Genomic DNA, 26,960 nt, shown 5'->3' on the forward strand with positions numbered 1-26,960 from the left:
CCCATTTCATTTTGATTCTTGTAAATAATCCGACTTTTAAGTAATATATTTATTAATCAAAGGATAAAGGCGGAACATGATGAAACTCGATCTTACGGAAAAATCTTTGCCCGTGTACGAAGCGTTAGCCAGCCCCGTACGGCTGCATATTTTGCGTTTATTGGCCGAGCAGCCGATGAACGTCAAGGAACTGGCCGGCGCCGCCGGATTGTCCAGCGCCATCATGACCATGCATGTGCGCAAGCTTAGCGAAGCGGGCTTGATCGCCACGCAAATGGCCCCGGGCAAAAGCGGACTGCAAAAAATCTGCTCCCTGGCGGCCACTTCGCTTGAAATTCTTTTTCCGGCCGAACAAGCCGCGCCCCGCCAAAGCCACCGGACCGAAATTCCGATCGGGCATTACTCCGATTTCCATATCGAGCCTACCTGCGGCCTGGCCACAATAAGCCATATCATCGGGAGCTTTGACGATCCCCGCTACTTCTGGGACCAGGAACGGATTCATGCCGCCATCCTGTGGTTCGGCAAAGGTTATATCGAATACAAATGCCCGAATTTTCTGCTGTCGAGCCAGCGGCCCCGCGAGCTCTTGATCATGATGGAAATCGCCTCGGAAGCGCCCGGCGTGAATAACAACTATCCGTCCGACATTACGTTTGCCCTGAATGAGGTCAAGCTGGGAACCTGGACCAGCCCGGGCGATTACGGCGATCAGCGGGGGAAATTCACGCCCGACTGGTGGCCGCAATATACGAACCAGTACGGGCTGTTGAAGCAATTGCGCGTCACGGATGAGGGGACTTATATGGATGGCGTTAAGTTATCCGGCGTTACGCTGAACGACGCCGATATTCGGCGCAAGCAATGGACGCTCAGGATCTCCGTGGAGGAGGATGCCCTGCACCAGGGAGGGGTTACACTGTTTGGCAAAGGCTTCGGCAACTATGACGAGCATCTGGTGGTGGAGTTGGTATATGCGGGTGCTTGAGGTGAGGGAGCGTGAAGGTGGATATCTAAGGAAACAAATACAAAAAAACGGGTCGCCCGATCGCTGCTGGAAGCGATGGCGGACGACCCTTCGGATTTTTGCTCGTGCAAATCCGCAGCACTCTTGTCATCAGGGACATCGATTTGCTGCTGAAGCTGTGAGACCGGGCCAAAGAATCCGGGCTTATAACAAGCTGCTCCAGTTCCTTTTTCCGTAAAGGATTCTTAGGGGGGAAGGAATTCACTGCGAAAGTCCCTTCCGAACATCGTTCAGTACGTCACGAAACGGTTTTACCTTGTTATCCTCAGCCGCTGCCACTCCTTCCTCAAGAAGCTTGTAAAGCTCTAACTTGCCAGTTAGTTTCTCATATGTTTCGATACTCATTACGGCCAAATCACCCTGGCCATTTTTTGTAATGAATACAGGTTCATCATAATTGCGGCAAAACTCGGATATCTCGTTGTATTTATTTCTTAAATCGGAGCTGGGTCGGATCGTAGGCATGGGGAATTCTCCTCCTGCAAGTTAATATATCTATATTTTATCAGAATAACGATATCCTCTCAATGCCAATTACCAATTGATCCAAAAAAGAAACGGCGCCCCCCCATACAACCCCCTGTTTGCAGCTTAAGCCAAGGTTATGCTTATTTCACCGCTTCCCGCCTGCGGGACAATCCGCACGCCCTGCTCGCCGGCAGCCGCCGTGCCGCCTTCCACCGAGGTTACGGCCGAGATGCCGCGCAGCACCAGCTCCCAAGGCTTGCCCGCCGTCTCGCGCACCCGGCTCACCTTCAGAACTTCGCCCTGCCGCTGCACACGCACCTCGAGCTCCAGCTCGCCTTGCGGGCTGTACACCCGGGCCGCCGCCTCGCGGCCGTCCTCCAGCTCAAACAGCTGCAGCGTGATGCCGTCCGCGTAGTCGTAATCTGGACGCTCCCGGTTCGCGCCGACCGCGATCAGGCTGCCGGGACGAACCAGCAGCGGCAAGCTGAAATAATCATGCCGCTCCTCCACCCAGCGTCGGCCCTCCACAACCTCGCCGCTCAGGTAATTCGTCCAGCGCCCTTCCGGCAAGTAATACTTGGCAATCCCTTCGCTGTTGAAGATCGGAGCGACCAGGAGGGAATCGCCCAGCATGTACTGGCGGTCCAGCGTTTCGCAGGCCGGGTCGCCCGTGAACTCCAGCACCATCGCGCGCATGACCGGTACGCCCGTTTTCGTCGCTTCAACAGAGACGCCGTAAATATACGGCATCAGCGTGTCTTTCAACTGCGTAAAGTGGAGGAGCACGTCGCACGCCTCCTCGTCGAACAGCCACGGCACCCGGTAAGACTGGCTGCCGTGCAGCCGGCTGTGCGACGACAGCAGCCCGAAGGCGGTCCAGCGCTTGTACAGGTCCGGCGTAGCTGTGTTCTCGAAGCCGCCGATGTCGTGGCTCCAAAAGCTGAAGCCGGACATGCCGAGCGACAACCCGCCGCGCAGGGTTTCCGCCATCGAGACGTACGTCGCCGAGCAATCGCCGCCCCAATGCACCGGGAACTGCTGACCGCCGGCCGTGGCCGAACGGGCAAACACCGCCGCTTCGTTTTTGCCCCGCACCTCCTCCAAAACCTCAAACACCGCCTTATTGTACAGATGCGTGTAGTAATTGTGCATTTTGACCGGATCCGATCCGTCGTAATACACAACATCCGTCGGAATCCGCTCGCCGAAGTCGGTTTTGAAGCAGTCGACGCCCATCTCAAGCAGTGCCTTCAGCTTATCCTTGTACCAGCGGACAGCCGCCGGATTGGTGAAATCGACCAGTCCCATGCCGCCCTGCCAGCGGTCCCACTGCCACACGTCGCCGTCTTTCGTTTTTACGAGATAGCCGCCCTCCTTGCCTTCGTCGAACAAGTAGGACTGCTGGGCGATATAGGAATTGATCCAGACGCAGATGTGCAGGCCTTTGCTTTTGAGGCGCTTCAGCATGCCTTCCGGATCGGGAAACACGTCTTTGTCCCATTCAAAATCGCACCATTGGAATTCCTTCATCCAAAAGCAGTCGAAATGGAATACGTGCAAAGGGATGTTCCGCTCGATCATGCCGTCGATAAAGCTTGTCACCGTCCCCTCGTCATAGCTGGTGGTGAACGAGGTGGTCAGCCACAGCCCAAACGTCCAGGCCGGAGGCAGCGCCGGTTTTCCCGTCAGTTTGGTGTAGTTGTCCAGCACTTCCTTCAGGTTTTCCCCGCCGATGATATAATATTTGAGCGATTCGCCGGGCACGCTGAACTGCACCTTGGATACCACCTCGGAAGCGACCTCGTAGGAGACGCGCTCCGGATGATCGACAAACACGCCATAGCCGTAACTGGACAGGTAAAAAGGAACGTTTTTGTAAGCCTGCTCACTGCAGGTGCCGCCGTCTTCATTCCACAGGTCGACGACTTGCCCATTTTTTACGAAAGGAGTAAAGCGCTCGCCAAGGCCGTAGATGTACTCGCCTACCCCGAGATCCAATTGCTCACGGATATAGGTGCTTTGATCCGGCATTTTCATATGCCCCGGGCTTTTATAGCCGCTGCCGGTGAGCCGTTTGCCGCCGTACAGAAAATGCGTGCTCCAGCCTTCCTTTTTATGAACCTCCACGCTCAGCTTTCCGCTGGTCAGTCTGGCGATGTCCTCGCCGTTTTCGATAAGGACCGCAAGTCCGCCGTCAACCCGTTTCTCGAACTCGGGCCCTTTCGCTTCCCGGCCTTTATGGTGAACCAGTTCCACCGCGATTACGTCCTTCATCGGAGATGTGTAGTTGACGGTCAAAATCGCCGTATTCAGCGTGTCCCCGCGGGTGACGATTTTTTTGCAGGAAGCAAACACCGATAATTGCTCCCGCGAAGCTTTGACGTTGCGCACCTCCACCGGATAATTAAGCGTTACCCCCGGCCGGACATGCCAGTACCCATCCGTAAATTTCATCTCTGTTTCCTCCACCCTTACTATATGGTATTAAAAAAACTAATCCTTCATGGAACCCGCCGTTATCCCGCCGACCACGTATTTTTGCATGGAGACGAAAATGACGATGATCGGCAGCGCCGCCAAAGTAGCAACCGCCATCAGGTTGTTCCACTCCGTGCCGTATTGGCCGATGAATCGGTACAGGCCCAGTGTCAGCGGACGAACCGTATTGCTCGACGTTAGCGTCAAAGCGAAGATGAAGTCGCCCCAGCCAAACAGGAAGCAGAACGCGGCAACCGTCATCAGGCCAGGCTTCACCAGCGGCAGGATGATTTTCGTAAACGAGGTGAACTTGTTGCAGCCGTCGATCATCGCCGCCTCCTCCAACCCGCTGGGCAGCGCCAGGAAAAACGGCCGCAGCGTGATGATGGCAAACGGAAGCGAATGGATCAGATCGGCGAAAATCAACCCGGCGAAATTATCGTTCAAGTGCACCTTCGAGAACATGATATACAGCGGCATCGCCATCATGATGCCAGGCAGCATCTGGATCGACAGCACCGAAATCATCATCAGCGCCTTGCCTTTGACCGGGAGGCGAGCCAAGGCGTACGCCGCCGGAATCGACAGCAGCAACGACATCACCATCGTCCCGGTGGCGATAATCAGGCTGTTGCCGATATAGCCAATCATGTCCTGGTTGCGCACAAAGTTGTTAATATACGACTCCAAGGTAGCACCGACCGGCCAGAGATGCGGCGGGTTGTGATACAGCTCCGTGACCGGTGTGACCGATGTTTTCACCATCCAATACACCGGAAACAGGAATACGATCATGATCAGAATGCCGATGAAGGTCGCGCCCGTGGATTTCCATTTCGCGTTCGTCATTAGCGGACCTCCTCCTTGCTGGACATTCTTAAGTAAACGATCGAGATCACGATCAGAATCAGGAACATGATCATGGACACCGAAGCGCCTTGGCTGAATTCCAGCGTCGTGAAGGACAACTGGTACGCGTAGATCGGCAGCACGGTCGAAGCCGTGATCGGACCGCCGGCAGTCATGATAAAGATAAGGTCGAACACCTTAAACGTGTTGATGATGCCGAGAATCAGCAGGACGAGAATCGTCGGGCGCATCAGCGGCAGGGTGATATGGCGGAACTGTACCAGCCGGTTTGCCCCGTCCAGCTTGGCGGCTTCGTACAGATGCTCGGGCAAGCCCTGCAGCCCCGACAGCAAAATGATCATATTGAACGGAATCCCGATCCAGATGTTGGCTACGACCGTTCCGAGCAAAGCCGTGTTGCTCTCGCTGAGCCAGTTCACCGGCTGATCGATGATCCCAAGCGCCTGCAGAAAATAGTTAACAACCCCATAGTCGCCGGACAGCATCCATTGAAACACGGTGCCGCTGATGACCACCGGAAGCATCCAGGCGAGCAGCATCAAGGAACGGAACAGGTTGCGCCCCGGAAACTTTAAATTGAAAAAGAGCGCCAACGCAAACCCGATCGTAAATTGAAAAAAGATGCTCAGCACGGTAAATACGGCGGAATTTTGCAATGCGGCATAAAACACCGGATCTTTCAGCGACTTGATGTAATTGGACAACCCGATGAAATCGTGCTGTCCGCTTAAATTGTACACATTAACGTTCTGAAAGCTCAGCATCAGGTTGTAAAAAAGCGGAAAACCGATAAAAACAACCATGAACACCAAGGCAGGTACGACGAACAAGTAGTTGTTCCATGAGGAAAACCATTTCGCTCCACGGGAGATTTCCCCGCCAGAAACCGTTGTTTTCCGGGACATGACATCTCCCCCTATTTGACTATTTTTTCACGTATGGCTCGATTTTGCCGGCGGCTTCCTTCACGGCCTGCTCCGGCGGCTTGCTGCCCGTAATGACTTCTTGCAGCATAATTTGAATTGCCTCGGAAATTTTCGGATATTCCGGACCGTAGGCTCTCGCTTTGGCCACTTCCATAGCGTCGGCGAACACCTTCAACTCCGGATCGTTCTGCCAGAACGGATCCTGCAGCAGATCGGAACGGCTCGGCAGACGGCCCGCCGCCTGATCAAACGCTTTCAAACGTTCCGGCTCATTGGCGAATTTGATGATGTCAAAAGCGATATCTTTGTGTTTGGACGCGTTCGTGATCGCCCAGTTTTCCCCGCCGAGGATCGTGCCGCCTTGTTTGTTCACCGGCAGCTCGACGACGCCCCAGTTCACTTTGCCTTCTTTTCGCAAAAGCGGAATTTGCCAGGTGCCGTTAATCATCATTGCGACTTTTCCCGTGGAGAACTGTACGACCGTATCGGACTGCTTCTGGTTGATCACTTCTTTGGACATGTAGCCGTTGTCGGCCATATATTTCAAGAGCGTTGCCGCTTCAATCGTTCCCGGGCTGTCAAAATTGTCGATATCCGTCCCGGATTGGTACATCAGCGGCAGGAACTGGAACGTGCCTTCTTCGGTTTTCACCGCGGTCATGGCAAACCCGTAGACATCCTTTGTCGTCAGCTGTTTGGCCGCTTCTTTCAGTTCATCCCAGGTTTTCGGCGGCGTCAGGCCTTTGGCTGCCAGCAGGTCCTTGTTGTAGTAAAGCGCCAGATTGTTGCTGCCGATCGGCACGCCGTAATTTTTGCCTTCGTACATCGTCGAGGACCATGGGCCTGCAAAATATTTGTCCGCCTGGCCCCACTCTTTGATCTGGTCCGTCAAATCGGCCAGAATGCCCGCAGCCGCAAACGCTTGATGGTCCGGATTGTCCAGCCAGACGATATCGGGCATGTCGTTGCCGACCGAACCGAGCAGCAGCTTGTTTTTGATGTCCGCAAACGAAACATAGGTGCGCTCGATCTTCACGTCGGGATGCGCCGCCTCATAATCGGCGATGATTTTTTGCAGCGCCCCTTGGGTCGCGTCGCTGGTCATCGAATCCCACCATTTAATGACGACCTTGTTCCCACCTCCGCCTGTTCCTCCGGCGTTTGCCGCCGAGTTGGAGCCGCTAGACTCCGTATTCGGCGCGCAAGCCGTGAGCAATACCACCAACGCGACCATCGCTGCCATGAGAGCCCTTACATTTTTCAACATGTCCAAATCCCCCTTAGTCTGACTTTGTTTGTATTTGCACGCACTGCCGCTTTTCTGCTCAAAACTCTGCTAAAAACGGAGGCAGTTATGCCACATTCATATATTTTCCATCACAAAAATGATGTACGTACATCATTTTAATTTAAAAAAAGCGCGTTTACTGCAGCCTTCTGACTATACGTAATAACGCGCATTTTCCTTTGTGACCAGCTCCAGCTTCGTGATGTTCTCCTTCACGCCTCCTTTGTAGCCGGAAACGAGGTAATCAAACATCGACTTTACGGTCAGGTACCCCTGATTCACAGGATCCTGGCAGATCGTCGCGGTGACGATCCCCTTTTTCATCAACTGGTACGTCTCCTCCGTCATGTCATGACCGATCAGAATCGGAGGGTTGTCCAACTCCATGTCCTCCAGATGCTTACCCACGACATCCAGCTTCGCGCTGGATACGTAAACGCCGTCCACTTCCCGGAAATAATCGGCGAACACTTCGGGCGACTCGTAATCCTTCTGGCTCAGCTTGAGCGGGCCAACCATGTCGATATGCTCGTATTCGGCCACCACCTCGCGGAATCCCGTCACCTTTTGCTGCATCTGAAAATTGGTGTAGGACATGACGAGCCCCACTTTGGTTTTGTTTGCGACGAATTTGCACAAGGCATCCGCGGCCAGACGGCCGGCAATGCGGTAATCGCAGCCGACGTAAAACAGCCTATTGCTGAGCGGAGAGTCGCTGTTGAACGTGCAGATCGCCACGCCCTGATCGACGCCATGGTCGATAATGTCGGCCATTTCCTGCGGATCGTTGGGCGAGATCGCAATCGCGTCGTATTTGCCGGAATCGATCAACTGCTGCACGGTTTTCTTCTGCGGCTCCAGGTCGTATTTGTCGGAACGGATCACGGAGACATGCAGACCGAAATCGCGAAACTCCTGGGTAGCGATGTTGATTCCCTTCTCCACCTGCTTCCAAAAGTACTCCGGCAGTTCCGGGAAAACAATTGCCATAGCGTATTCGTTTTTCCGCGACAAAAAGCTCGCCGAACGGTTGGGCATGTAATTCAGCTCTTTGATCTTCCCCATCACCTTCTCGTAAGTCTGCCGTTTCACGTTTCCCCGGTTGTTCAGCACGCGGTCCAGCGTCGCCGGCGAGACCCCGATTTGCTTGGCCAACTCCTTGAGCGTCAATCGTCTTTCCAGTTCCATACTCCATCCTCTGCCAATCTTTTATTTTTTATAGCTTCTTTAATGATTACATCATAGCAACACCCCTCCAACATGTCAACGCTTTCATGATGGATATATAAAAATAATGATGTACGATCATCAAAACACTCAATATTTGCAACGTTCGCACCGGAATACCATTACCATTACAAGCAGGCAAGCATGTGACGAAAAGCATAAGGGCAAAAAATGGCGTTATTCTGGCGATATCCGTCCATTTGAGAGAAATAAAGGAAATTTATGGCCCTATTTTCTCGAATCGCAAAGAAATGCCCGCGTTCTGGACCATTTATAGGTAAATAAGGGCAAAAAATTCCGCTAATGGGGATGAACCTGCCTGGCTCTGGATAATAAGCACATAAAGTTCCGCTATTTTGAAGGCCGACGGTTGGTCGTTCCGGCAGCCGGCTGTCAAACCGCAGTTTTGCTGAAAATAAGACCATTTTTTACCGCTACTCGTTTCGGGCAAATCACATGGAAGAACGGCTGTCCCCTGACTAAAGTCAAGGAAACAGCCGCCCATGGAGCAAAACTCTAATAATAAATCCGTATCACGCCCTGCTGTTCATCCCCCTGGACTTCCGCAACCTCAACCCGCTTGACATGCTCCTGCCCGATCGGGACAATCACTGGCGTAATCACCGTGTAGCCTGCCTGCTCGATCGCGGGGATATCGAATTCCAGCAACAGTTGCCCTTTTGCAACGGAATCGCCGGAGTTTACGTGGGCCGTAAAGCCTTCTCCTTTCAGGGAGACGGTATTCATTCCGACATGAATCAAAATTTGCGTTCCGGATTCGTGTTCAAGCATGACGGCGTGTTTGCTTTTTTCCATCACATGAACCACCTTGCCGGCAAACGGAGCGGTCACCTTCCCTTCCACAGGTTGAATCGCAATGCCTTCCCCCATCAGTCCGCCGGCAAACGCTTCGTCGGGCACCTCTGCAAGGGGGACAATCTTGCCTGGCAGCGGAGCCGGAACTTCCAGAACCTGCTCCGCAGCCTTTTTCTTTTTCCAACCGAACATACTCTGCCTCCGATATTAGATTAAAGATTTTTGGCGATAAAATAACCTTCCCTGGTCGCATCCATCACGTTTCTCGGCTTGTTGGCATCGCCGATGATGAAGGTGTCCGGGACGATGTTGTAGAAGGAGTCGATGAGCCGCGGATTGGTCCGCATCCCCGTCGAGAGAATAACGGTCTGGGCTTTATGAAGTTTTCGCTCGCCATTCTCCTCGTAAATCACGCCATCCGGGGTGATCTCCCCGATCCGGACGTTCATTTTCGTATGCAGCGTTTTTTGCTTTTCCATCGCTTGTCTTAAAGCGACGCGATACAGAATATTGCCGTTTTTCGCCAGCAAGTCTCCCGCTTCCATGATCGTCACGTTTTTGCCGTGCCGCGCCAGCTCGATGCCGAGCTCGCAGCCGGTCGAACCGCCGCCGATCAGCACGACCTCCTGCCCTACTTCATCCATCCGGGTATATACGTCCAGCGCTCCGAGCACATGGCTTTGGTTCACCCCTTTAATTGGAGGCGAAAACGGCACCGCGCCAACGGCAATGATGATCGCGTCCGGGGACAGCTCTTTAACCCGCTCCCGCGTAGCCTCCACCCCCAACTGCACCTTGACGCCGGATTTATGGATTTGAGTGATCAGATATTTCATGTAATTGTATAAATCGATTTTCAACTCTTCGTATTCGGCATACCGCAGCGCCCCACCAAGCGAATCCTGCTTTTCCAGCAAAATAACCTCATGCCCCCGCTCGTCCGCCACCAAAGCGGCTTTCATGCCGGCCGGGCCACCGCCGATAATAACGACTTTCTTGCGCTGCTTCGCTTTCGGCAGCTCCAAAGGAACAAGATCGTAACGGGTATAGCGCGGATTGACCGAGCAGCCGACATTTTTCCGCTCCGTGGAAATATGGTAGCAGTATTGGCAGCGCAGGCAGGGGACGATATCTTCATCTCGTCCTTCCTTGGCTTTCTGCGGCCAGAACGGATCGGCGATCAGCGGGCGTCCCAGGGCCACGAAATCGGCCTTGCCCTCGGCGATGATCGATTCGGCTTCGGCCGGGCTCATAATCGCGCCGACGACGGCCACGGGAATCTTAACGTTCCGCTTTACTTCGGCGGCCCATTCCACGTTGGGCATATGCTCTTTAAAAATCGTCGGGGCCATGTGCACATTGCCTTCGTAGTTGATGTCCAGGCCCGCCGAAATATGCACCATATCGAGTTTGTCTTCGACGATTTTAATAAATTCCAGCACGTCCTTGAATTCGATCGAACCATCGACGATTTCGGAAGCGCTGATCCGCATGTCCACAATAAAATCGGGGCCTACCGCTTCGCGCACCCGGTCGATGATCATTTTCGGGAACTTGATCCGGTTTTCAAAAGAACCGCCGTATTCGTCCGTGCGTTTATTAAACAGCGGAGAGAGAAATTCGGCGGGCAGCCAGCCGTGGGCAAAATGCAGCATGACCAGATCGAAGCCGGTTTCCTTGGCCCTTTTCGCGGTTTCCGCCCAGTCGTTCGCCACCTCGTCCATCATTTGCTCGTCCATCGCTTTTACGATCGTGCCGTCCGCCCTGACGAGATCGACCGGGCCGATCGCGTAATCGTCCACGCGCGCGTATTGGCCCGAATGGATCAGCTCAAGGGAAGCTTTTGCCCCGGCCTGATGGGCGACAATGACGCGGTTTCGCGTCGCTTCCATCTGGTATTTATCAAAGGCGTAGGGCTCGTCCGGCCGGGAATAGCTCGCTCTTTTGCGGCTGACATTGACGCTGCCCGTAATGATCACGCCGGCGCCGCCGATCGCTTTGTCATGGTAAGGCCCCGCTGGGGTGGCGATAATCCGGTTGTGGAACACTACGTTTTTAATGCGGATCGGCTTGAATAGGTTGGGAAATTTCATCCGTACCACTCCTCTGTCTGCTATTTATCGGGACTCATCCAACATCTCGCCGTTTGACAAAATGACATTTTTATACCAGTAAAAAGACTTCTTCCGTTCGCGGTTCAAAGTTCCCCGGCCTTGATCATCCCGATCCACGTAGATCAGGCCGTAGCGTTTTTTCATTTCCCCGGTGGAAGCGCTGACGAGGTCGATGCAGCCCCAGACGGTATAACCCATCACGTCTATCCCGTCCAGCAAAACCGCGTCTTTCATATGAGCGATATGTTTTTTTAAGTAATCGATCCGGTAATCGTCCTGGATCATCTCGCCTTCCCGTTTGTCGTCCACGGCGCCAAGGCCGTTTTCCACCACAAAAATCGGCAGCTGATAGCGGTCATACAGGTTGTTTAAAGCGATTCGCAAGCCTAAGCCGTCGATCTGCCAATCCCAGTCGCTTTTCTCCAGATAAGGGTTGGCAATGCCGTCCAGCATGTTGCCTTTCACTTGAATTTTCCGTTCGGGGCTAGCGCTCGTGACAAGGGACATATAATAGCTGATGCCGACATAATCGACGGTTCCGGCCATCAAATCCCGTTTGTCCTCCGGCGTTACATCAAGCACGATTTGCTTCCGTTGCAAAAATTTATAGGCTTTGGGAGAATAGTAGCCCCTGACCTGAACATCGGAGAAGTAATAATGAAGATCCATATTGTGCATATTTTCCAGGTTGTCTTCCGGGGAACAGGTTTCCGCGTAGGACAGCGGGTACAGCATCATCATGCCGATTTTGAAATCCGGATTGATCCGGCGCCCCAATTCCACGGCTTTCGCGCTGGCCACCAATTGGTAATGCGCCGCTTGATACACCGCTTGCTCCGGGCGGTCGTATTGCTCGGCGCGGATACCCGCGGCAATCAGCGGATTCAAAGTAATGACATTGATTTCATTAAAGGTCATCCAATATTTTACTTTCGTGCGGTATCTCCGGAACAAGGTTTCACATAGCTTGACGTAAAAATCGATCATCTTCCGGTTCGTCCAGGAACCGTATTTCTCGACCAAGTACAGCGGGGTCTCATAATGGGAAATCGTGACGACCGGTTCGATTCCGTATTTACGACACTCGTCAAACACCCGGTCATAAAAAGCCAACCCTTCCTCATTCGGCTCCGTTTCATCGCCTTGGGGGAAGATTCTCGTCCAGTGAATGCTCGTTCTGAAGCATTTAAACCCCATCTCGGCGAACAAAGCGATATCCTCCTGATAGCGGTGATAGAAATCAATCGCCTGATGATTCGGATAATAAACGTCATTCAGAATGCCTTCGGTATACAATCGGCTTTGGCCATGCTTACCGGCGGCGGCGACATCGGCGGTGCTTACCCCTTTTCCCCCAATGTTCCACGCCCCTTCGCATTGATTGGCCGATACGGCTCCTCCCCACAAGAAGGCGTCCGGCAACTTCCGAGTTGACATACGGTTTCTCTCCTTACTCTCTATTTTTAACGGAACCTCTTTCGATAATTTCCGATTGGAAAATAGCGTCTTTTTGCAGTTTTTTCACCACGTCAGTTTTCGTCTTGCTTCCTTCCACCATCGCGATCAGAGATTTGGCCACTCTCCGCATAATCTTCTGCTGATGCAGGTCCACCGTCGTGATCGGGGGCGTAACCATTCTGGAAATCGGATAATTGTTGTAACCTACGATCGATACATCCTCAGGCACGGCAATTCCGTTTTCCAGCAGCTTTTGCAAACCGCCGACCGCCAGATCGTCAGTGGCGTAAAAAATCGCCTCGACCTGCCCGGAAGCGATTTTACCGATGATTTTTTCCGTAATGCCGTATCCATGGTCGTAATCGCTGCCGCGCGCCTCAAAAATGAGCTCCTTGTCGAGCGTAAGCTGAAATCTTTTTAAAGTCCGCAAGTAGCCTTTATACCGGTAACTCGTCCCGACCGAGGTTTTGCTGCCTTTGACGAAGGCGATTTTACGGTGCCCTTTCGCAATCAGATATTCCGTAATATCCTCTCCGACGCGTTCATAATCAAGGGCGACATTGACCGCATACTCGTTCGCAATCAACTCCGGCGCTCTGCCCATGACAAAAATCGGCATGCTCTTGTTGGCATACAAATTGACAAATTCGTCGGAAATAAACTTGGACATACAGATCACGGCATCCGCTCTATTTTCGGAAATAAACCGCTCCGCCGTACCTCTGTGCTTGTCGTTTGCCGTAATAATAACCAAATCGATATTTTTCATCATCAGCTCATTTTGCACGACGGTTAAGGAATCCGTAAAATACGGGCGGGTCGGATTATCGGTTATGAGCAGAACCACATTGGTTTTTTTGCGCTGCAGATCGATCGCCGAACCGTTTCTGACATAGTTCAACTGTTTTGCCGCTTCTCTCACTTTGATTTTGGTTTTCTCACCGATTTCGTGACTGTCGTTCAAAGCCATGGAGACAGCCGAAACCGAAATATCCAGCAGTTTTGCAATATCCTTGATCGTAGCCATTTCTATTTGCACCTCGCGCCTATTCATCCGTTTTTAATTTATTATAAAGGTTTTTTTGAACCCTTACGTTAGTAGAGTAGTTTTAAACGTCTGCGCGATCTGCGGCTTCGGCTGCCCGACGTTGGCGTCTCCCGTTTATGCCTGCGGCTTTTTGAACCGGATATTTTGCTTGCTTAACAGAACCGTCGTAAAAAACGATACGATCAGCGTAACGCCCACGGCGATAAAATAAGTCAGCGCGGTCGGGGACGACAGGAATGCCGGCAATCCGAACAAGCCGGTAAAGGCAAAGTTCGTAATGTAGGTTTTGGTCACGCCGCAGATAATGCCTCCGGCCAACCCCCCTAGCGTCAAGGAGATGAAATATTTTTTGTTCTTCATCACCACCCCGTACAAGCCTGGTTCGGTAACGCCCGACAGAAAATTGACGAACGCGGAGGAACTGGCGATTGTTCGTTCTTCCTTGCTTCTGGAAATCACCATCACGGCAAGGCAGACTCCGAGCAGCGCATAGTTGCCCATTCCGCCCGATCCGAGGCTGTATTCCATGCCATGTTCCGCCAGGTACGATAACTGCAGCGGCAGGACAACCCAGTGTATGCCCAGCATAATGACATAGACAAACAAAGCCCCGAAGATCGCATTAAAGATAATGACATTGGAATTAAGGAAAAACTCGTATCCGTCAGCGACAAGATTAGCCAAAAATCCGCCGACCGGCCCGAACACCATCAAAGTCAAAGGAACCATGATCAGCACGGACAGGAGCGGCACAAAGATGAACTGGAGCGCTTTGGGCAAAAATCTTTTAAGCAGCTTGTCCAGATAAGAGTAGGCCCAAATCGCCAAAATGATCGGGATGACGGTGCTGGAAAAATTCATCGCGGTAAAATGAATCCCCAAAAAGTCGATCACATTGCCCGTTGTCGTAATCCCCGTAATGTTCGGCTCCATCAAAGCCGCGCCGATCACTGCGCCAATATAAGGGCTGGCCCCAAACTTTTGCGCGGCCGTAAACGCCAGCAGGATCGGAAAGAAATAAATCAAGGCATTGCCCGCACCGGCCAGAATCAAATAAGTATTGCTTGTGTTAGGGAGAATCCCGGACTGCGCCAAAATATCGATCAGACCTTTAATAATCCCGGAGGTCGCCAGAATGGGAATGTACGGCGTAAAAATCGCCGAAATCGTGGAGAGCAGCTTATCGAACCACGATTTTTTAGGGGCTTTGGCGGTGGTTGGAGCGTTATCCCCCGGGTTGGCGGGACCGCTGTCCAGCGCTTGTCCGTCTGGGCCGGTCTCTAACTGCCGCATAATCTCGGCATACATTTCATTCACTTGCGGGCCGATAATCACCATCGTTTGCCCTTGCGAATCCACTACCCCGAGCACCGCCGGCAGCGCTTTAAGCGCGTCCCGATCGGCAAGAGAGCTGTCGTTTAGTTCAAAGCGCAGCCTTGTGGCGCAATGAATCAAGCTGGAAATATTGTTCTTTCCCCCCACTAGCTTGATAATGCTTGTTGCGGCCTCTTTGTTACTCATTTTTGCGTCACCCCGGTAACTTTTTTTCTCATGTGCTTGCGCTTACTGAAACGTTACAGTAAATGTTCAAAAAAAATAGTCTCAACAACACTGAAACGTTTCAGTAATGCTTTAAAAAAATATCTTACCCTGCAGGTATGCCCCCAGTATAAACGACAATATTCGACTTGTCAATAAACCGTTTTCAAAAAATCGCTTTATTGCTCGCGAAAGAGGATTATTTATGCTTCACCGCGGTCGGCGAAAGACTTGGATCGGTTACCGGTTCAACGCTATCGCATCATCTGAAGCAATTGACGGACTCCGGCTTGATTGATTTTCGCTTTGCCCGTCAGTTTTTTATGAAAATTCGGATCAAAGCTCACCTTAACTCCGTTCCGTTTCGCATAGTAGTTATCGAGGCAATAAGAAAAAAGCCTGACAGCGTCCTTTAATGGCTCTGACTTCTACTTTGGACACTGCTCTAACGGACACTAGCGACCTTATCCGCCCATTTCCCGGGTATTTCCCAGCCTAACGGACACAGGCGACCCTATTTCGCTCTAAACCAGTTCATCCAGGCCGATTCGAGGAAAATAAGGGCATCTGTGTCCGTTACATTTTGCAAACCTCTGTTTTTCCGAAAATAACGGCTCTGGTGTCCCTTAGCCCCCAAATTCCTCTTCTCCTTCCCTCTCTTCCTGCGCATCGCCCTCCCATAGTTCCACTATCAGCTTAAAATCCAATAAAAAAAGCCGAACCATGCCAGGGCTTTTAACCTCAGATGGATCGCCTTTAACATATTCAATAACCAGTTATGTTTCTAAGGGGAAATTACCCCCCAACCCCGTTCTCCCAAGCCGTGGTTCCGCCGGATGGAGGCGCGAGCCCTACGATGCCGGCGCCTAAACTAATGACCAGCACGAAGGCCAGAACCCATTTCCGCATCTTTTAATACCTCTCTCATCAATGTTTCATACTCTTTCAGCTGCTGAGCCGAAGCCTGTCCCCTATGCTGCTCAAACCAAGGAACCATCTTGAAGAAATGCTCCTTATTGTTGAGGGAAATCGCATAGCTGAGGGCATATAACAACTTCTCCAGCCCGGCGGCGATCTCTTTGCGGCGAAAATGGTAAATCGCCAGTTGATAAATCAAATCGAGATAACGATCCTTGTTGACCATCGGAACATAGTAATTACCGGACCAGTTATAAAAATTCGTATTAACGGGAAACTCTTTTAAGACATCGTCTATCGAAAAGTTGTTCATATTCGCCGCTTCGGCGATGATCCGCAAGCTGGGGAGAATTTCATGCGGATGTTTCTTGAGGAACGCCACGTATTCCGGGAGAACCGCATCATTGCCGTTCAGTACCTCCAAATTGTACCTGTTTGCTTCGGCCCAGATTTTAAACTTCGCCACCTCTTCCCGGCCGGTTTCGTTTAAGCCCTCGAACCAGCTTAGATCCGCATAGCCGTCCACGCATTTCAGCGCTTCGCTATATTTGCCCTGGTGCTCCAAGGCCGAACCTTTAAGCAAATAACTTTGGCCGTAGTACACGACCAGTTCGCGCTCCGCTCTGAATCCTTCGAAAAAACGCCGTTTTTTTGGGTTGCACTCATAGATGCTCGTAGCCAGAGTCCGCAGTTCATCGGCAAAAACTTCGACGTACTTCCAGCGCTGCAGCGTATAATACACATTGGCCAAATGCAGCAGCCCGTCAAGCTGAATATCCTCGGGCAGACGGTTGCGGTACGGTTCGAACCAGGTGGCGGCCCGCATATTTTTTTCCGCATCGTCACCGATGGATAAGCGGAACAGCCGATATTGGCTGATCGCCAGCCGCTCGGCATGCTGATATTTCTCATTTTCGCAGACGCTAAAGTAAAAAAGAATCGCCGCTTCATGATTACCGCTCGCGTAGAGCTCTTCGCCGGTCGCAAAAATCATCGGGAGATAGGACAAGTCCTCCGTTAAACGCGACAAAATTTCCTCAATCCTTGCGAGCTCCCCGATTTCCGCGCACCGCAGCAAAAACGCCTTCAACCGCCGCCGGTTCGGATGATCCGTATTGATACATTCTTCGATATAAAGCGAATAGTATTTCCCGGGAGGCTGATCAAGGGCTTCAGTAATGGAATCCAACTGGCCGATCGAGATCGGTTTGGGAGGATTGCCGTTTAAAATTGCGCTGAGTGTGCCGCGATTGATTCCCGAGCGATGGGAAAAGCTGTTTAGCGAATAACCCTTCATTTCCAACTGGCTGCTGATTACCGAACGTAACGTGGATATATTCGTCATCCCCTCTCGCCTCCCACCCCTATTTTTACACATTATACGAAACTATGAATCAGGGGGTCCATTAAAAAAAAGAACCTCCCTGATTCGGGAAGCTCCTGTCGGCCTGGATTTTACACCTCTAAAATGGAAGGCATAATATGCGGCGTTCGGCCAACCTCTTTCATAAAATACCTCCGCATCACCTGCTGGGTCGCCCGCAGCCAGGCTTTGCGGTCATATTCCTTGTCGCGCATCCGGTTCAGGCTCCGCTTCAGCTGTGCCTCCGCCCGCCGTAACAGCGGTCTGGCATCCTGCATATAAACGAAACCGCGCGTCACGATGTCAGGTCCCGCCAAAATCTGCCGCGTGTTCCGGTCCACCGTCATGACCACGATCACGATGCCTTCCTGGGCCAATTCCATCCGCTCGACCAGCAGCTCGTCTTCGAAGGTGCGCATTTCCCCGTTGCTGATGAACACTTCGCCGGACGGGATCGTTTTGCCCCGTTTGGCCCGGTTGCGGTACACCGACAGCGTGTCGCCGATGTTCAGGATAAATACGCGGTCCTCCGCAATACCTGTCTGCAGCGCCAGGTTACGATGGTTCAGCAGCATGCGGTATTCGCCGTGAATCGGAATAAAATATTTCGGCCGGATAAAGCTGAGCATCAGCTTCAAATCTTCGCGGTTGCCGTGACCTGATGTATGGATGTCAAAAATCGAGCCGTAAATGACGTGCGCCCCGGCCCGCAGCAGCGCGTCGATGCTCCGATTGATGTTTGGCGCATTGCCCGGGATTGGGGACGAAGAATAAATGACCGTGTCCCCGGGATAAACCTGCACATGGCGATGAGCGCCCGAGGCGATCCGGCTTAAGGCGGCATTGGGCTCGCCCTGGCTGCCCGTGCATACGATCAAAATCTGCCGGTCCTCAAAACGGTCGATATGCTTGACGTCAACCAGCATGCCTTCCGGTACGCGAATGTACCCCAGCTCCTGTCCGATGGCAAATACCTTCTCCATACTGCGGCCGATGACGACAATCTTCCGGTTGCAGAGCGCCGCCGCCTCCACGACCTGCTGAAGCCGATGGACGTTGGACGCAAACGTGGCGAACAAGATCCGCCCCTTGCAGCCGCGGAACGAATCCAGAATCGCGTCGCCGACGCGGCGTTCGGAAGGAGTGAACCCTTCCTTTTCGCTGTTGGTGCTGTCAGCCAGCAGCGCCAGCACGCCTTCTCCGCCGACGCTGGCCATTTTGAACAGATCGGCCGGACGGTCCTCCGGTGTGAAATCGAATTTAAAGTCCCCCGTATGTACAACGGAGCCGTAAGGCGTATCTACTACGATGCCAAACGCATCGGGAATGCTGTGCGTCGTCCGGAAAAAATGCACGGCCAGATGGTTAAACTTAAAGCGGTCATCCTCATGGAAAACATGCAGCTCCGCCTGCCCCTGCAGCCGGTATTCTTCCAATTTCGCCTTGACCAGACCGATCGTCAGCGGCCCGCCGTAAATCGGAATCTGCAGCTGGCGAAGCACAAACGGAATGGCCCCGATATGGTCTTCGTGACCATGCGTCAAAAAAAGCCCTTTCATTTTATGTTTGTTATCAATCAAATAACGAATATCCGGAATAATACAGTCGATTCCCGACAGCCGGGAATCTGGAAATTTGAGGCCGGCGTCAATCAGGACGATTTCATCTCTGTATTCGATGCCGTACATGTTTTTGCCGATCTCGCCGATGCCCCCAAGCGAAAAAATACGGACGGGCGGCGGAGACGATTTGGAGCGCCGGTTTGTTTTTGCTGGTTTATTTACTGCTACATTCATTAGATCGTTAATCCTCTCCTGAAGGGTTCATTCTTCGTAAGCATTCATACAAAATTATACTGAATAATGGGCATAATAACTATTTAAATTTTTCTCATGAGGCAAAGGCGGTTTGGAGTTGTTCCATTCTAAATGGAACAACTCCAAACCGAATTGAGGATTATGCTGTGTTGGGCGGAGTAGTTTAGTTCATTTTATGGTGCTTGTTTTCTTCAGCTTCACCACCTGCTCTTCAGACAGCCCCGTAACTTTGGCCACCAGCGATATCTCCATTCCCTCGCAAAGCATATTGAGGGCAGTTTTCTCGATTCCCTTTTCCATGCCCACTGCTATGCCTTGTTCTCTGCCTTTCTCAATTCCTTGCTCAATCCCTTTCTCCAAGCCTTCTTCCAAACCTTCCTTCAAGCCTTCCTCGTACCCCAAACGACTCCACACAGGCATCAGTTTCATAAGGGACCCACCTTCCTCCGGGTATTGTTCTTTCAACTCTTCCAACAACCGTTTGTCTTGCTCGGGATCGGCATTGAAATACTGATCCGCCACCGACATGATCAAGGCCATTCGCGCATCATCCAACTTACCTTGTAGCCGTAAAATCATCCGTAAATACGCCAGGCGTATTTCTCGCTCTTCTCCCTTAGTATAGCCCATTTTCGCCAGCAGTGCAGCAGCCACCGGATTGCCGGAATCGATAAATTGCCGCCAGGGTTGCTTCCGCAGCTCCACCTTCATAAATTCAAACCGCAAAATTGACTGCTGCGGCGTGCCCATCTCCAGCGTATTTATCTCCTCCTTGGCTTCGTCCGCTGTAAAAACGGCGATGGGAATAATCAGTTTATACTCCTTCCGATGCCGCTCAAACAAACGGCTGAAATAGATGAACATCCGCTCATGGAAGTCGTTCTCCCGGTAGGACTGCGGTTCGATGTGAATCAGTATGTACGCATCCAGCTCCAAGTATCTCGTCTCCAGCAGCAGATCCAGCGTCCGCTTCTCCCCGCCAACGATATCCACAAGCAGTTCCTGCATTAGAAAACGGGTATGACGATGATCGAGCAGTTTGTCGAACTCAGGAAAGAACAGTTCGATAAACTCCGCAAAAAAGGTTTGTAGCAGCTTCTTAAACGCTTCGTCGTGCGGGGTAAACGACCTGCCTTCCGGCCATTTCGCCTTCTCTTCTTTCACCGCTAGTTCATAAGTACTCATGTTTAATCCCTTCCTCCCCCCATAATATAGAAATTTCGCAACAAAAAAAGCACACCGCCACAGCGCCCCTTAGGCGCCAGCAAGTGTGCTTCACTTTTTCGTTTCATTTTTATACGTAAACTATATCACCGATCGGGATGGAAAGTAATGTTGTTTTCCCCAAACAATGTTATTTCAGAGTATCGATCAAATCTTGATAGGCCGCAGCGACTTGAGGAGAAGCAAAGCTTTTATAACGCTCAAATAGTTCCACGTATTTGATTAGCGACGACCTGGTGTTTATATTTAAACTGCAGTATTTCTCCAAACTATCTATTAGATATTTGAAGCCTTCCGAGTATTTGCCTTTGCGCAGATAATAAGCTGCTAACTCAATTAGAAGTCGGGAAACACGATCTGAAATCATCTGTTGAGAATACACTCCAAGAGCTTTTGGTTGTGTTGCTATAGATTTAATTTCCTCTTCAAAGCACTGGAGTACGTCATCAACTTTAAAATCATACCGGTTGGCGGCTTCCATGATATTTAATAGTGAGAGAACTATCTCATCTTTTCTAGGTTCGATATTAGCCACATAATCTGGAAGTACGCTAACATCCCCAGACGATAGTCTGATCAATAGAGTATTCACATGACCCCATTCTTGAAACTGATTTTTCCAATGTTGCGTTTCCTTGTCGTTCTCCTTCACCCAACTTAAATCTATATAAAGCTGATTAAATCGTAGTGCTTGCTCATAGTCTCCTCGTAACTCACAAACATTTGAGCGAAGGAGATAAGTATAGGCTAAATAATAAAACAACGGCCTACTCGTTTTTCTTAATGCTCCTGCCCGCTGGTGCCGTTCCGAGAAATAGCAAATCTTGGCTTTAAGCTCCAACATTTGAATTATCTTTTCTACCTTATCCCATCGGCGTAAGGCCCGATAAGCACTAGCCAAATCCCTTAACGCATCTAACTGGTCCATTTCATCCAGCCGTTCCACAAATGGCTCGAATTGAATAGCCGCCTGATAATTTAGCTCTTGGTCAGTTCCTTGTCTTATCAAAAACAACCGGTACTGGCACATGGCCAACCGCTCCGAATGCTGATTCCGCTCGCTCATCGCCACATTTTCATATAAAATCTCCGCTGCTGCATACTTACCCTCTTCATAAAATTCTTCAGCCAGATCAAACAATAACGGAGCGTAAAATAAATAATCCAACAGCAACCCGACGATTTCACGGATACTATCCAGTTTATCCAACTCAGCGCAATGACGGATTAAAGGCCCTACTCTACGCCAGTCGGGATTGGTTTCATACAAATACTCTCTAATGTATTTTTCGTAGAAATGACCTCTTGGATGCCCCATCGCCTTAGTTAACCGTTCCAATTGTTCGACGGCCAGCGGACGATTGCCATTTAAAATAGCACTCACCGTTCCAGTGTTTATCCCAGCTTCCTTTGCGAAACGCGTAAGATTCAGCTCATGCTTCTGCATATATTCGTTTATTTCCGTAAGAATCGTGGCTGCATGTCTCAAATTAACCTCCCCTCTCTTTATTGAAAATATAATTATGTACATTTTTCTCGACGCATTTTTTCCCTTTTAGTATACTTTAGGGTATTATGTCTATATTTAGGTGGATCGATAATAAAAAGTACGAAAATTAATTATGATAAAAAGACCAGCTCGTATGAACTGGTCTATGCAAAAAAACAGTTTCGAATGTATAGATTAACCGCCTCCGTGGTGTCCGTAAAGAGAAATTGCGGGGCTGGCCTCATATGACATGACTTGAACGGGACTAGTCAGCATTATTAAAAGACTACTTAACAAGAGGAGTGACGCCCATTTTCTTTTCATCTTCGTACACCTCGTTAATCAAAATTTTGTAGGTCGAATTAGTTTCGGAAGTAGCATAATCTCTGAAAACTTCAAATAATCCCACACACTTGATTATACATGCCTTATTATTTATTTTTGAACATATTTCCAAACTATCAATTAGATATTTAAACCCGTCCAAGTATTTGCCCTTATGTAAGTAGTAATCGGCTAATTCATTTAGAAGTCGGGAAATATTATCCATGATCATCTGTTGAGTGTAGACCCCAAGTGCTTCTATTTTTTTAGTTATAGATCTAATCTCCACTTCAAATCGTTGCAGTATATCATCAACATCAATACTAAATCGATTGGCGGCTTCCATAATATTCAGTAAAGATAGAACAATTTCATCTTTTTTAGGTTCAATATAGGCCACATACTCTGAGAGCACACTTGTATCCCCAGAGGATATCTTGGTCAATAAATAGTTCGCATGAGACCATTCTTGGAAAAGATTCTTCCAATGCTGCGTTTCCTGGTCAGTCTCCTTTACCCAACTTAAATCCGCATAAAGCTGAATATACCGTAATGCTTGCTCATAATCTCTACGTAGATCACAAATATTTCCACGAAGAAGATAAGAATAAGCCAAATAAAAAAACAAAGGTCTTTTCGTTTTCTTTAGTGAATCTACTCTCTGACGTTCCGAGAAGTAAAAAATCTTGGCTTTATGCTCCATCATTTGGATCATTTTCTCTACTTTATCCCAGCGGTTCAAGGCACGATAAGCATTAACCAAATCCTTTAACGCATCTAACTGGTCCATTTCATCCAGGCGCTCCACATAAGGCTCGAATTGAATGGCTGCCTGATAATTCAGCTCTTGGTCGGTTCCTTGTCTTATCGTAAACAAACGATACTGGCATACGGCCAAACGTTCTGAATGCTGCTTTTGCTCGCTCTCCGCTATACCTTCATACAGGATGGCGGCTGCCGCATACTTGCTGCTTTTAAAAAAATCCTCCGCGGCTTCGAACAGCACAGAAGAATACAGAAGATTATCCAATAATAAATCAACAGTCTTCCGTATACAGTCCAGCTTATTCAGTTCCTCACAGCGGTAAAAAAAAGGTCTGATTCTGCGCCAGTTTGGGGGACTAGGGATTAAGTAGTCCTGAAGGTACTGCTCGTACAAATCACCTTCGGATCGTCCAAATGAAGCTGTCAGGCGATCCAATTGCTCAACACTCATCACCTTCTTTCCGTTTATAATCGAACTCAACGATCCTGAATTCAGCCCCGTGAGCTTCCCCAATTGGTTAATATTCAGGTTTTCCCGTTTCATAAAGTCTTTCAATTCAGCTAAAATCGTGGTTGTCTGACGCATTCAAACCACCTCTATTAGAATCATGCAAACTGGAAATAAATATAAATTATAGATTTAATGCTTTTTGATCAATGGTCAATTTCTATTTCCTAATTTAATATAAATGTTATTTTTTGTCAATAATTCACATGATCAAATTAAAAGGCCTTACCCAGGAGCAATTGGCCGAGGCCTTGGATACATACGGCTCGTTCATCGGGCGTTTAGAGCGTGATGAACAAAATGTTCAGTTTGCAACCTTGCAAAAAATCGCAGACACGCTGTACATGGCCAACCGAGTGTTGAAAGAGATGTTCAGGAGCGGAAAAGGAAACAACTAAGCCGATAATATCATTTGTTTGCATATTTTCTGAGGACGTGACTTTATGAGTCGAAAAAGATTCGCCGCGGTCAATTGGTTGTTATTTTTAAGAGGCGTGGAACCTAAGCAATGGGAGGTGTTGACGGTGAACAAACCGATGCTGAAAAAAGCAATGACAACATTGGAATTTCTCAGTCAGGACGCTCAGACACGAATAGTACGAAGCTCGGCTGAAATTCTTGCGTGATGAAGCATCCCGAGCCGAGGGTTTGGCTGAAGGTATCCTTCAAGAGAAACGGCAAACAGCCTGGCGGCTCCTTGCCCGTGGCTTCGACGTTTCGACTATTGCAGACATGACCAAACTTTCCGCAGAAGAAGTCAGAGCTTTAATTCAGGAGCACTGAAAGTCACGCTAACAGACTGGATTAAAAATTGCTCATGCCGCAATGTATCCGCATGAGCAATTTTTTATGCCAGTGGAGTTAAGAAAAACGTCTGACAGCCCATTAGTGGCTCTGACTTCTACTTTTCCTAAACTTTGGACGCCGCTCTAACGGACACCAGCGACCTTATCCACCCATTTCCCGGGTATTTCCCAGCCTAACGGACACAGGCGACCCTATTTCGCTCTAAACCCGTTCATCCAGGGCAATTTGAGGTAAATAACGTCATCTGTGTCCGTTACATTTTGCAAACTCCCGTTTTTTCGCAAATAACGGCTCTGGTGTCCCTTAGCCTCCAGGTCCCTTTTCCCCTCCCCTCTCTACCTGAGCATCGCCCTCTACCATTGACCATCGAAAGATCATGAGCGATAAATAAATAAGTCAGGCCTAACCGCTGCTGAAGCTCCTCCAGCAGCTTGACCACCTGGGCTTGAATAGATACGTCAAGCGCGGAAAGCGGCTCATCGCAAACGATAAACTTGGGTTCCGCCGCCAGGGCGCGGGCAATGCCGATTCTTTGCCGATGTCCCCCGGAGAACTCATGCGGATAACGCCGGGCAAAAGCGGGGTCAAGCCCGACCATATCCAGCAGCTCCTCCACCCTTTTCTTCCGCTCAGCCCGGCTGCCCGCCAGCCGGTGAACATCGAGGGCCTCGCCGATGATACCTTCTACTTTCAGCCGGGGACTGAGCGAGGCATAAGGGTCCTGAAAAATCATTTGCCTATAACGGCGCATCGTTTTCATTTCTGCAGATGACAACCGGTTTACCGGAATCCCCTGGTAATACACATTCCCGGCCGTCGGCTGATGCAGACGCAGGATAGCGCGTCCGGTCGTCCATTTGCCGCTCCCCGACTCGCCGACCACGCCAAGCGTCTCCCGTACGGCGACCAAAACACGGTCACGGAAGGCAGCCAGTACAACAACACCTTGTATGCCAGCGGCCCTTATATTTTGTCATCCAAAAATGATTATGAAGCAATCTTTTACAAAAATCCCGGTTATCGCAAAGGCTCCAAAGACGAGCCTAAAATTTCCACGGTGAAGGTGCGCTTCATCGCCGATACGGACAGCGCGCTTTCCGCGCTGCGCAACAGCGAAATCCACCTCTATTACGGAGTGCCGGAAACGAAATACGATATCGTTAAGGGCGACAGCAAACTGAAATTGCAAACGATCGAAAGCAACGGCTAAGCTACTTGCTCTTCAATACGGCGGGGCGGGACGTAGCCAAAAGCGAGGATCTGCGCAAAGCGGTGCTTTATTCCATCAACCAGGACGAAATTCTCGCCTTCTACAATAACAACAAGCTCAAAGCCGTCTCCACCGTCAGCCCGCTGGTCAAAACCGGCAACGAGCTCGCCGCCGATCCGGCGAGGGTCAAAGAGTATTTGGACATATATAAAGCATCCAAGTAATAGATCTCTACAGCTACACGCAAAAACAGCCCCTGCGCTCACCGGGAAGCGCAGGGGCTGTTTCGCTCTCTAATTTAGAAGTAGCCTGCTTTCGAATTGAAACTATCGTCCGCCGGAAATCTAACGGTTGTAGCATCTGCTATTTTACAAAAAAAGGCCTTTTCTCAATTCTAACGGTTGTGAGAGCCGTTATTTACCTGAATCTAAGCAAAATTAGCCGGATTTAAGTGAAATAAGCGCCATGGCAACCGTTACAATTTAAAATCAACGTTCTTGGAACAAATAGCGCTTGTGGCAACCGTTAGAATAGCTGTGTGGTAAAATCCAGCGTCTTCGTAATACTTTACACTTAGCACCGCCGGAGTTACTCCCACACCCCACCGCTTTCCGCGGCCCCAAGCCAGCGGTTCGCAAGCAAATCGTGGCCGGCCGCGGTCGGGTGCATGCCGTCCCATAGCCAGTATTCCGCATCAACCTTTTGCGCGGCCCGATCAAAGGCATCCTGCAGCGGAACATGCACGGCGCCGAACTCTTCCGCCAAACGGAGCACGGTTTGCTGGTAGCGGGAAATGATCTCCCACCACAACTCCCACTTCTCTGCCGTTGCGCTCGTTTTCAAGATGAAAGGCTCGCAGAGAACAAGTTTAGCGTCCGGCAAAACCTCTTTCGTCTCCTGCAACAGATGGCGGTAAGCGCGTTCAAACCTATCCGTAAACCCGCCCGGCTGATCGTTCACGGTGAACCAGGCGTCGTTGACGCCGATGAGCAGGCTGATGACGTCAGGCTTCAGGCTGATCGCATCCTCGTTCCATCTTGCGTACAAATCGGATACCCTGTTTCCGCTGATTCCCCGGTTGACAAAAGAAGGCTGGAGATGAGCGTATTCGTTCCCCAGTTTGGCGGCGATGATGTAGGCGTAGCCATGTCCCAAAATATGATTGAGGTCGGTTCCGCGGTCCCGATTGCCGTCGGTGATGGAATCCCCTTGAAATAACACGGTCATTTGTTTTTTCATCGTTATCGTTCGGTCCTCGCTCTCCTCATTGTAGCGG

Annotated in this window: 19 protein-coding genes and 2 pseudogenes; 3 read left to right on the forward strand and 18 right to left on the reverse strand. The window is 50.4% G+C overall.

Translation table 11 applies throughout. The annotated features are described in order from the left end of the window. The first annotated feature begins 79 nt into the window (after window positions 1-79). The gene (locus EHV15_RS30775; protein WP_128635628.1) at window positions 80-988 is read left to right on the forward strand and encodes an ArsR/SmtB family transcription factor; all 909 of its coding nucleotides are present in this window, start codon (window positions 80-82) and stop codon (window positions 986-988) included. Between the two features lie 240 nt (window positions 989-1,228). Here EHV15_RS30775 and EHV15_RS30780 read toward each other — a convergent pair whose 3' ends face one another. The 16 genes from EHV15_RS30780 to EHV15_RS30860 all read right to left on the reverse strand — a co-directional run bounded on the left by EHV15_RS30780 (window position 1,229) and on the right by EHV15_RS30860 (window position 23,745). Further along, a complete protein-coding gene (locus EHV15_RS30780) occupies window positions 1,229-1,492 on the reverse strand; it encodes a type II toxin-antitoxin system prevent-host-death family antitoxin (protein ID WP_128634614.1) in 264 nt (87 codons plus the stop codon). Window positions 1,493-1,618: 126 nt separating this feature from the next. Beyond that, window positions 1,619-3,949, reverse strand: coding sequence for an alpha-xylosidase (yicI, locus tag EHV15_RS30785; protein WP_128634615.1), 2,331 nt, complete (start codon window positions 3,947-3,949; stop codon window positions 1,619-1,621). Between the two features lie 39 nt (window positions 3,950-3,988). Beyond that, window positions 3,989-4,822, reverse strand: coding sequence for a carbohydrate ABC transporter permease (locus EHV15_RS30790; RefSeq protein ID WP_128634616.1), 834 nt, complete (start codon window positions 4,820-4,822; stop codon window positions 3,989-3,991). Next, complete coding sequence (locus tag EHV15_RS30795; RefSeq protein WP_128634617.1) at window positions 4,822-5,748, reverse strand: carbohydrate ABC transporter permease; 927 nt, start codon at window positions 5,746-5,748, stop codon at window positions 4,822-4,824. Before EHV15_RS30795 ends, EHV15_RS30790 begins: the two co-directional genes overlap by 1 nt. A gap of 19 nt (window positions 5,749-5,767) precedes the next feature. Continuing rightward, window positions 5,768-7,036, reverse strand: a complete 1,269-nt coding sequence (locus tag EHV15_RS30800) for a sugar ABC transporter substrate-binding protein (protein WP_128634618.1) — start codon at window positions 7,034-7,036, stop codon at window positions 5,768-5,770. Window positions 7,037-7,210: 174 nt separating this feature from the next. Further along, window positions 7,211-8,245 carry a LacI family DNA-binding transcriptional regulator gene (locus EHV15_RS30805; RefSeq protein WP_128634619.1) on the reverse strand — a complete coding sequence of 345 codons (1,035 nt, stop codon included), beginning with the start codon at window positions 8,243-8,245 and terminating at the stop codon, window positions 7,211-7,213. A 555-nt stretch (window positions 8,246-8,800) separates the two neighbouring features. After that, window positions 8,801-9,292 carry a PTS sugar transporter subunit IIA gene (locus EHV15_RS30810; protein WP_128634620.1) on the reverse strand — a complete coding sequence of 164 codons (492 nt, stop codon included), beginning with the start codon at window positions 9,290-9,292 and terminating at the stop codon, window positions 8,801-8,803. A 20-nt stretch (window positions 9,293-9,312) separates the two neighbouring features. Continuing rightward, window positions 9,313-11,193, reverse strand: a complete 1,881-nt coding sequence (locus EHV15_RS30815; RefSeq protein WP_128634621.1) for an oxidoreductase — start codon at window positions 11,191-11,193, stop codon at window positions 9,313-9,315. Between the two features lie 24 nt (window positions 11,194-11,217). Beyond that, window positions 11,218-12,651 carry a 6-phospho-beta-glucosidase gene (locus tag EHV15_RS30820; RefSeq protein ID WP_128634622.1) on the reverse strand — a complete coding sequence of 478 codons (1,434 nt, stop codon included), beginning with the start codon at window positions 12,649-12,651 and terminating at the stop codon, window positions 11,218-11,220. A gap of 13 nt (window positions 12,652-12,664) precedes the next feature. Further along, entirely contained in the window at window positions 12,665-13,699 is a 1,035-nt protein-coding gene (locus tag EHV15_RS30825) for a LacI family DNA-binding transcriptional regulator (RefSeq protein WP_128634623.1), read from the reverse strand. A 135-nt stretch (window positions 13,700-13,834) separates the two neighbouring features. Beyond that, window positions 13,835-15,241, reverse strand: coding sequence for a PTS transporter subunit EIIC (locus EHV15_RS30830; protein WP_128634624.1), 1,407 nt, complete (start codon window positions 15,239-15,241; stop codon window positions 13,835-13,837). An 889-nt stretch (window positions 15,242-16,130) separates the two neighbouring features. Beyond that, window positions 16,131-17,522, reverse strand: a complete 1,392-nt coding sequence (locus tag EHV15_RS30840) for a helix-turn-helix domain-containing protein (RefSeq protein ID WP_128634625.1) — start codon at window positions 17,520-17,522, stop codon at window positions 16,131-16,133. Window positions 17,523-17,632: 110 nt separating this feature from the next. Next, complete coding sequence (locus tag EHV15_RS30845) at window positions 17,633-19,336, reverse strand: ribonuclease J (RefSeq protein ID WP_128634626.1); 1,704 nt, start codon at window positions 19,334-19,336, stop codon at window positions 17,633-17,635. Between the two features lie 189 nt (window positions 19,337-19,525). After that, complete coding sequence (locus tag EHV15_RS30850; RefSeq protein WP_128634627.1) at window positions 19,526-20,542, reverse strand: Rpn family recombination-promoting nuclease/putative transposase; 1,017 nt, start codon at window positions 20,540-20,542, stop codon at window positions 19,526-19,528. Between the two features lie 169 nt (window positions 20,543-20,711). Then, complete coding sequence (locus tag EHV15_RS30855) at window positions 20,712-22,070, reverse strand: helix-turn-helix domain-containing protein (protein WP_128634628.1); 1,359 nt, start codon at window positions 22,068-22,070, stop codon at window positions 20,712-20,714. 286 nt (window positions 22,071-22,356) lie between these two features. Then, window positions 22,357-23,745, reverse strand: coding sequence for a helix-turn-helix domain-containing protein (locus EHV15_RS30860; RefSeq protein WP_128634629.1), 1,389 nt, complete (start codon window positions 23,743-23,745; stop codon window positions 22,357-22,359). A gap of 128 nt (window positions 23,746-23,873) precedes the next feature. Between EHV15_RS30860 and EHV15_RS30865 the strand changes: the two genes are divergently transcribed. Beyond that, on the forward strand, window positions 23,874-24,065 hold the full coding sequence (locus EHV15_RS30865; RefSeq protein ID WP_128634630.1) for a helix-turn-helix domain-containing protein: 192 nt from the start codon (window positions 23,874-23,876) through the stop codon (window positions 24,063-24,065). A gap of 770 nt (window positions 24,066-24,835) precedes the next feature. On the opposite strand, the pseudogene EHV15_RS30870 reads toward EHV15_RS30865, so the two are convergent. Beyond that, window positions 24,836-25,369: pseudogene (locus tag EHV15_RS30870) on the reverse strand (ATP-binding cassette domain-containing protein); the annotation flags it as partial. Here EHV15_RS30870 and EHV15_RS30875 point away from each other — a divergent pair. Further along, a pseudogene (locus tag EHV15_RS30875) lies at window positions 25,352-25,908 on the forward strand (ABC transporter substrate-binding protein); the annotation flags it as partial. The pseudogenes EHV15_RS30870 and EHV15_RS30875 sit on opposite strands and share 18 nt — an antisense overlap. Window positions 25,909-26,272: 364 nt before the next feature. Here EHV15_RS30875 and EHV15_RS30880 read toward each other — a convergent pair. Beyond that, window positions 26,273-26,923 (reverse strand): SGNH/GDSL hydrolase family protein, encoded by a 651-nt coding sequence (locus EHV15_RS30880; RefSeq protein WP_128634632.1) that lies wholly within the window; start codon window positions 26,921-26,923, stop codon window positions 26,273-26,275. Window positions 26,924-26,960: the final 37 nt, after the last annotated feature.

The organism is Paenibacillus oralis, assembly GCF_003863965.1.
In the GTDB taxonomy this organism is placed as follows: domain Bacteria; phylum Bacillota; class Bacilli; order Paenibacillales; family Paenibacillaceae; genus Fontibacillus; species Fontibacillus oralis.

What these genes read in the sequence shown, in the direction of transcription:
- EHV15_RS30805 (WP_128634619.1), bottom strand. Translation starts at nt 8,245, where the DNA reads ATGGAACTGGAAAGACGATTGACGCTCAAGGAGTTGGCCAAGCAAATC.
- EHV15_RS30880 (WP_128634632.1), bottom strand. Translation starts at nt 26,923, where the DNA reads ATGAAAAAACAAATGACCGTGTTATTTCAAGGGGATTCCATCACCGAC.
- EHV15_RS30815 (WP_128634621.1), bottom strand. Translation starts at nt 11,193, where the DNA reads ATGAAATTTCCCAACCTATTCAAGCCGATCCGCATTAAAAACGTAGTG.
- EHV15_RS30775 (WP_128635628.1), top strand. Translation starts at nt 80, where the DNA reads ATGAAACTCGATCTTACGGAAAAATCTTTGCCCGTGTACGAAGCGTTA.
- EHV15_RS30820 (WP_128634622.1), bottom strand. Translation starts at nt 12,651, where the DNA reads ATGTCAACTCGGAAGTTGCCGGACGCCTTCTTGTGGGGAGGAGCCGTA.
- EHV15_RS30825 (WP_128634623.1), bottom strand. Translation starts at nt 13,699, where the DNA reads ATGGCTACGATCAAGGATATTGCAAAACTGCTGGATATTTCGGTTTCG.
- EHV15_RS30865 (WP_128634630.1), top strand. Translation starts at nt 23,874, where the DNA reads ATGATCAAATTAAAAGGCCTTACCCAGGAGCAATTGGCCGAGGCCTTG.
- EHV15_RS30845 (WP_128634626.1), bottom strand. Translation starts at nt 19,336, where the DNA reads ATGAATGTAGCAGTAAATAAACCAGCAAAAACAAACCGGCGCTCCAAA.
- EHV15_RS30800 (WP_128634618.1), bottom strand. Translation starts at nt 7,036, where the DNA reads ATGTTGAAAAATGTAAGGGCTCTCATGGCAGCGATGGTCGCGTTGGTG.
- yicI (WP_128634615.1), bottom strand. Translation starts at nt 3,949, where the DNA reads ATGAAATTTACGGATGGGTACTGGCATGTCCGGCCGGGGGTAACGCTT.
- EHV15_RS30850 (WP_128634627.1), bottom strand. Translation starts at nt 20,542, where the DNA reads ATGAGTACTTATGAACTAGCGGTGAAAGAAGAGAAGGCGAAATGGCCG.
- EHV15_RS30780 (WP_128634614.1), bottom strand. Translation starts at nt 1,492, where the DNA reads ATGCCTACGATCCGACCCAGCTCCGATTTAAGAAATAAATACAACGAG.
- EHV15_RS30810 (WP_128634620.1), bottom strand. Translation starts at nt 9,292, where the DNA reads ATGTTCGGTTGGAAAAAGAAAAAGGCTGCGGAGCAGGTTCTGGAAGTT.
- EHV15_RS30795 (WP_128634617.1), bottom strand. Translation starts at nt 5,748, where the DNA reads ATGTCCCGGAAAACAACGGTTTCTGGCGGGGAAATCTCCCGTGGAGCG.
- EHV15_RS30830 (WP_128634624.1), bottom strand. Translation starts at nt 15,241, where the DNA reads ATGAGTAACAAAGAGGCCGCAACAAGCATTATCAAGCTAGTGGGGGGA.
- EHV15_RS30860 (WP_128634629.1), bottom strand. Translation starts at nt 23,745, where the DNA reads ATGCGTCAGACAACCACGATTTTAGCTGAATTGAAAGACTTTATGAAA.
- EHV15_RS30840 (WP_128634625.1), bottom strand. Translation starts at nt 17,522, where the DNA reads ATGACGAATATATCCACGTTACGTTCGGTAATCAGCAGCCAGTTGGAA.
- EHV15_RS30790 (WP_128634616.1), bottom strand. Translation starts at nt 4,822, where the DNA reads ATGACGAACGCGAAATGGAAATCCACGGGCGCGACCTTCATCGGCATT.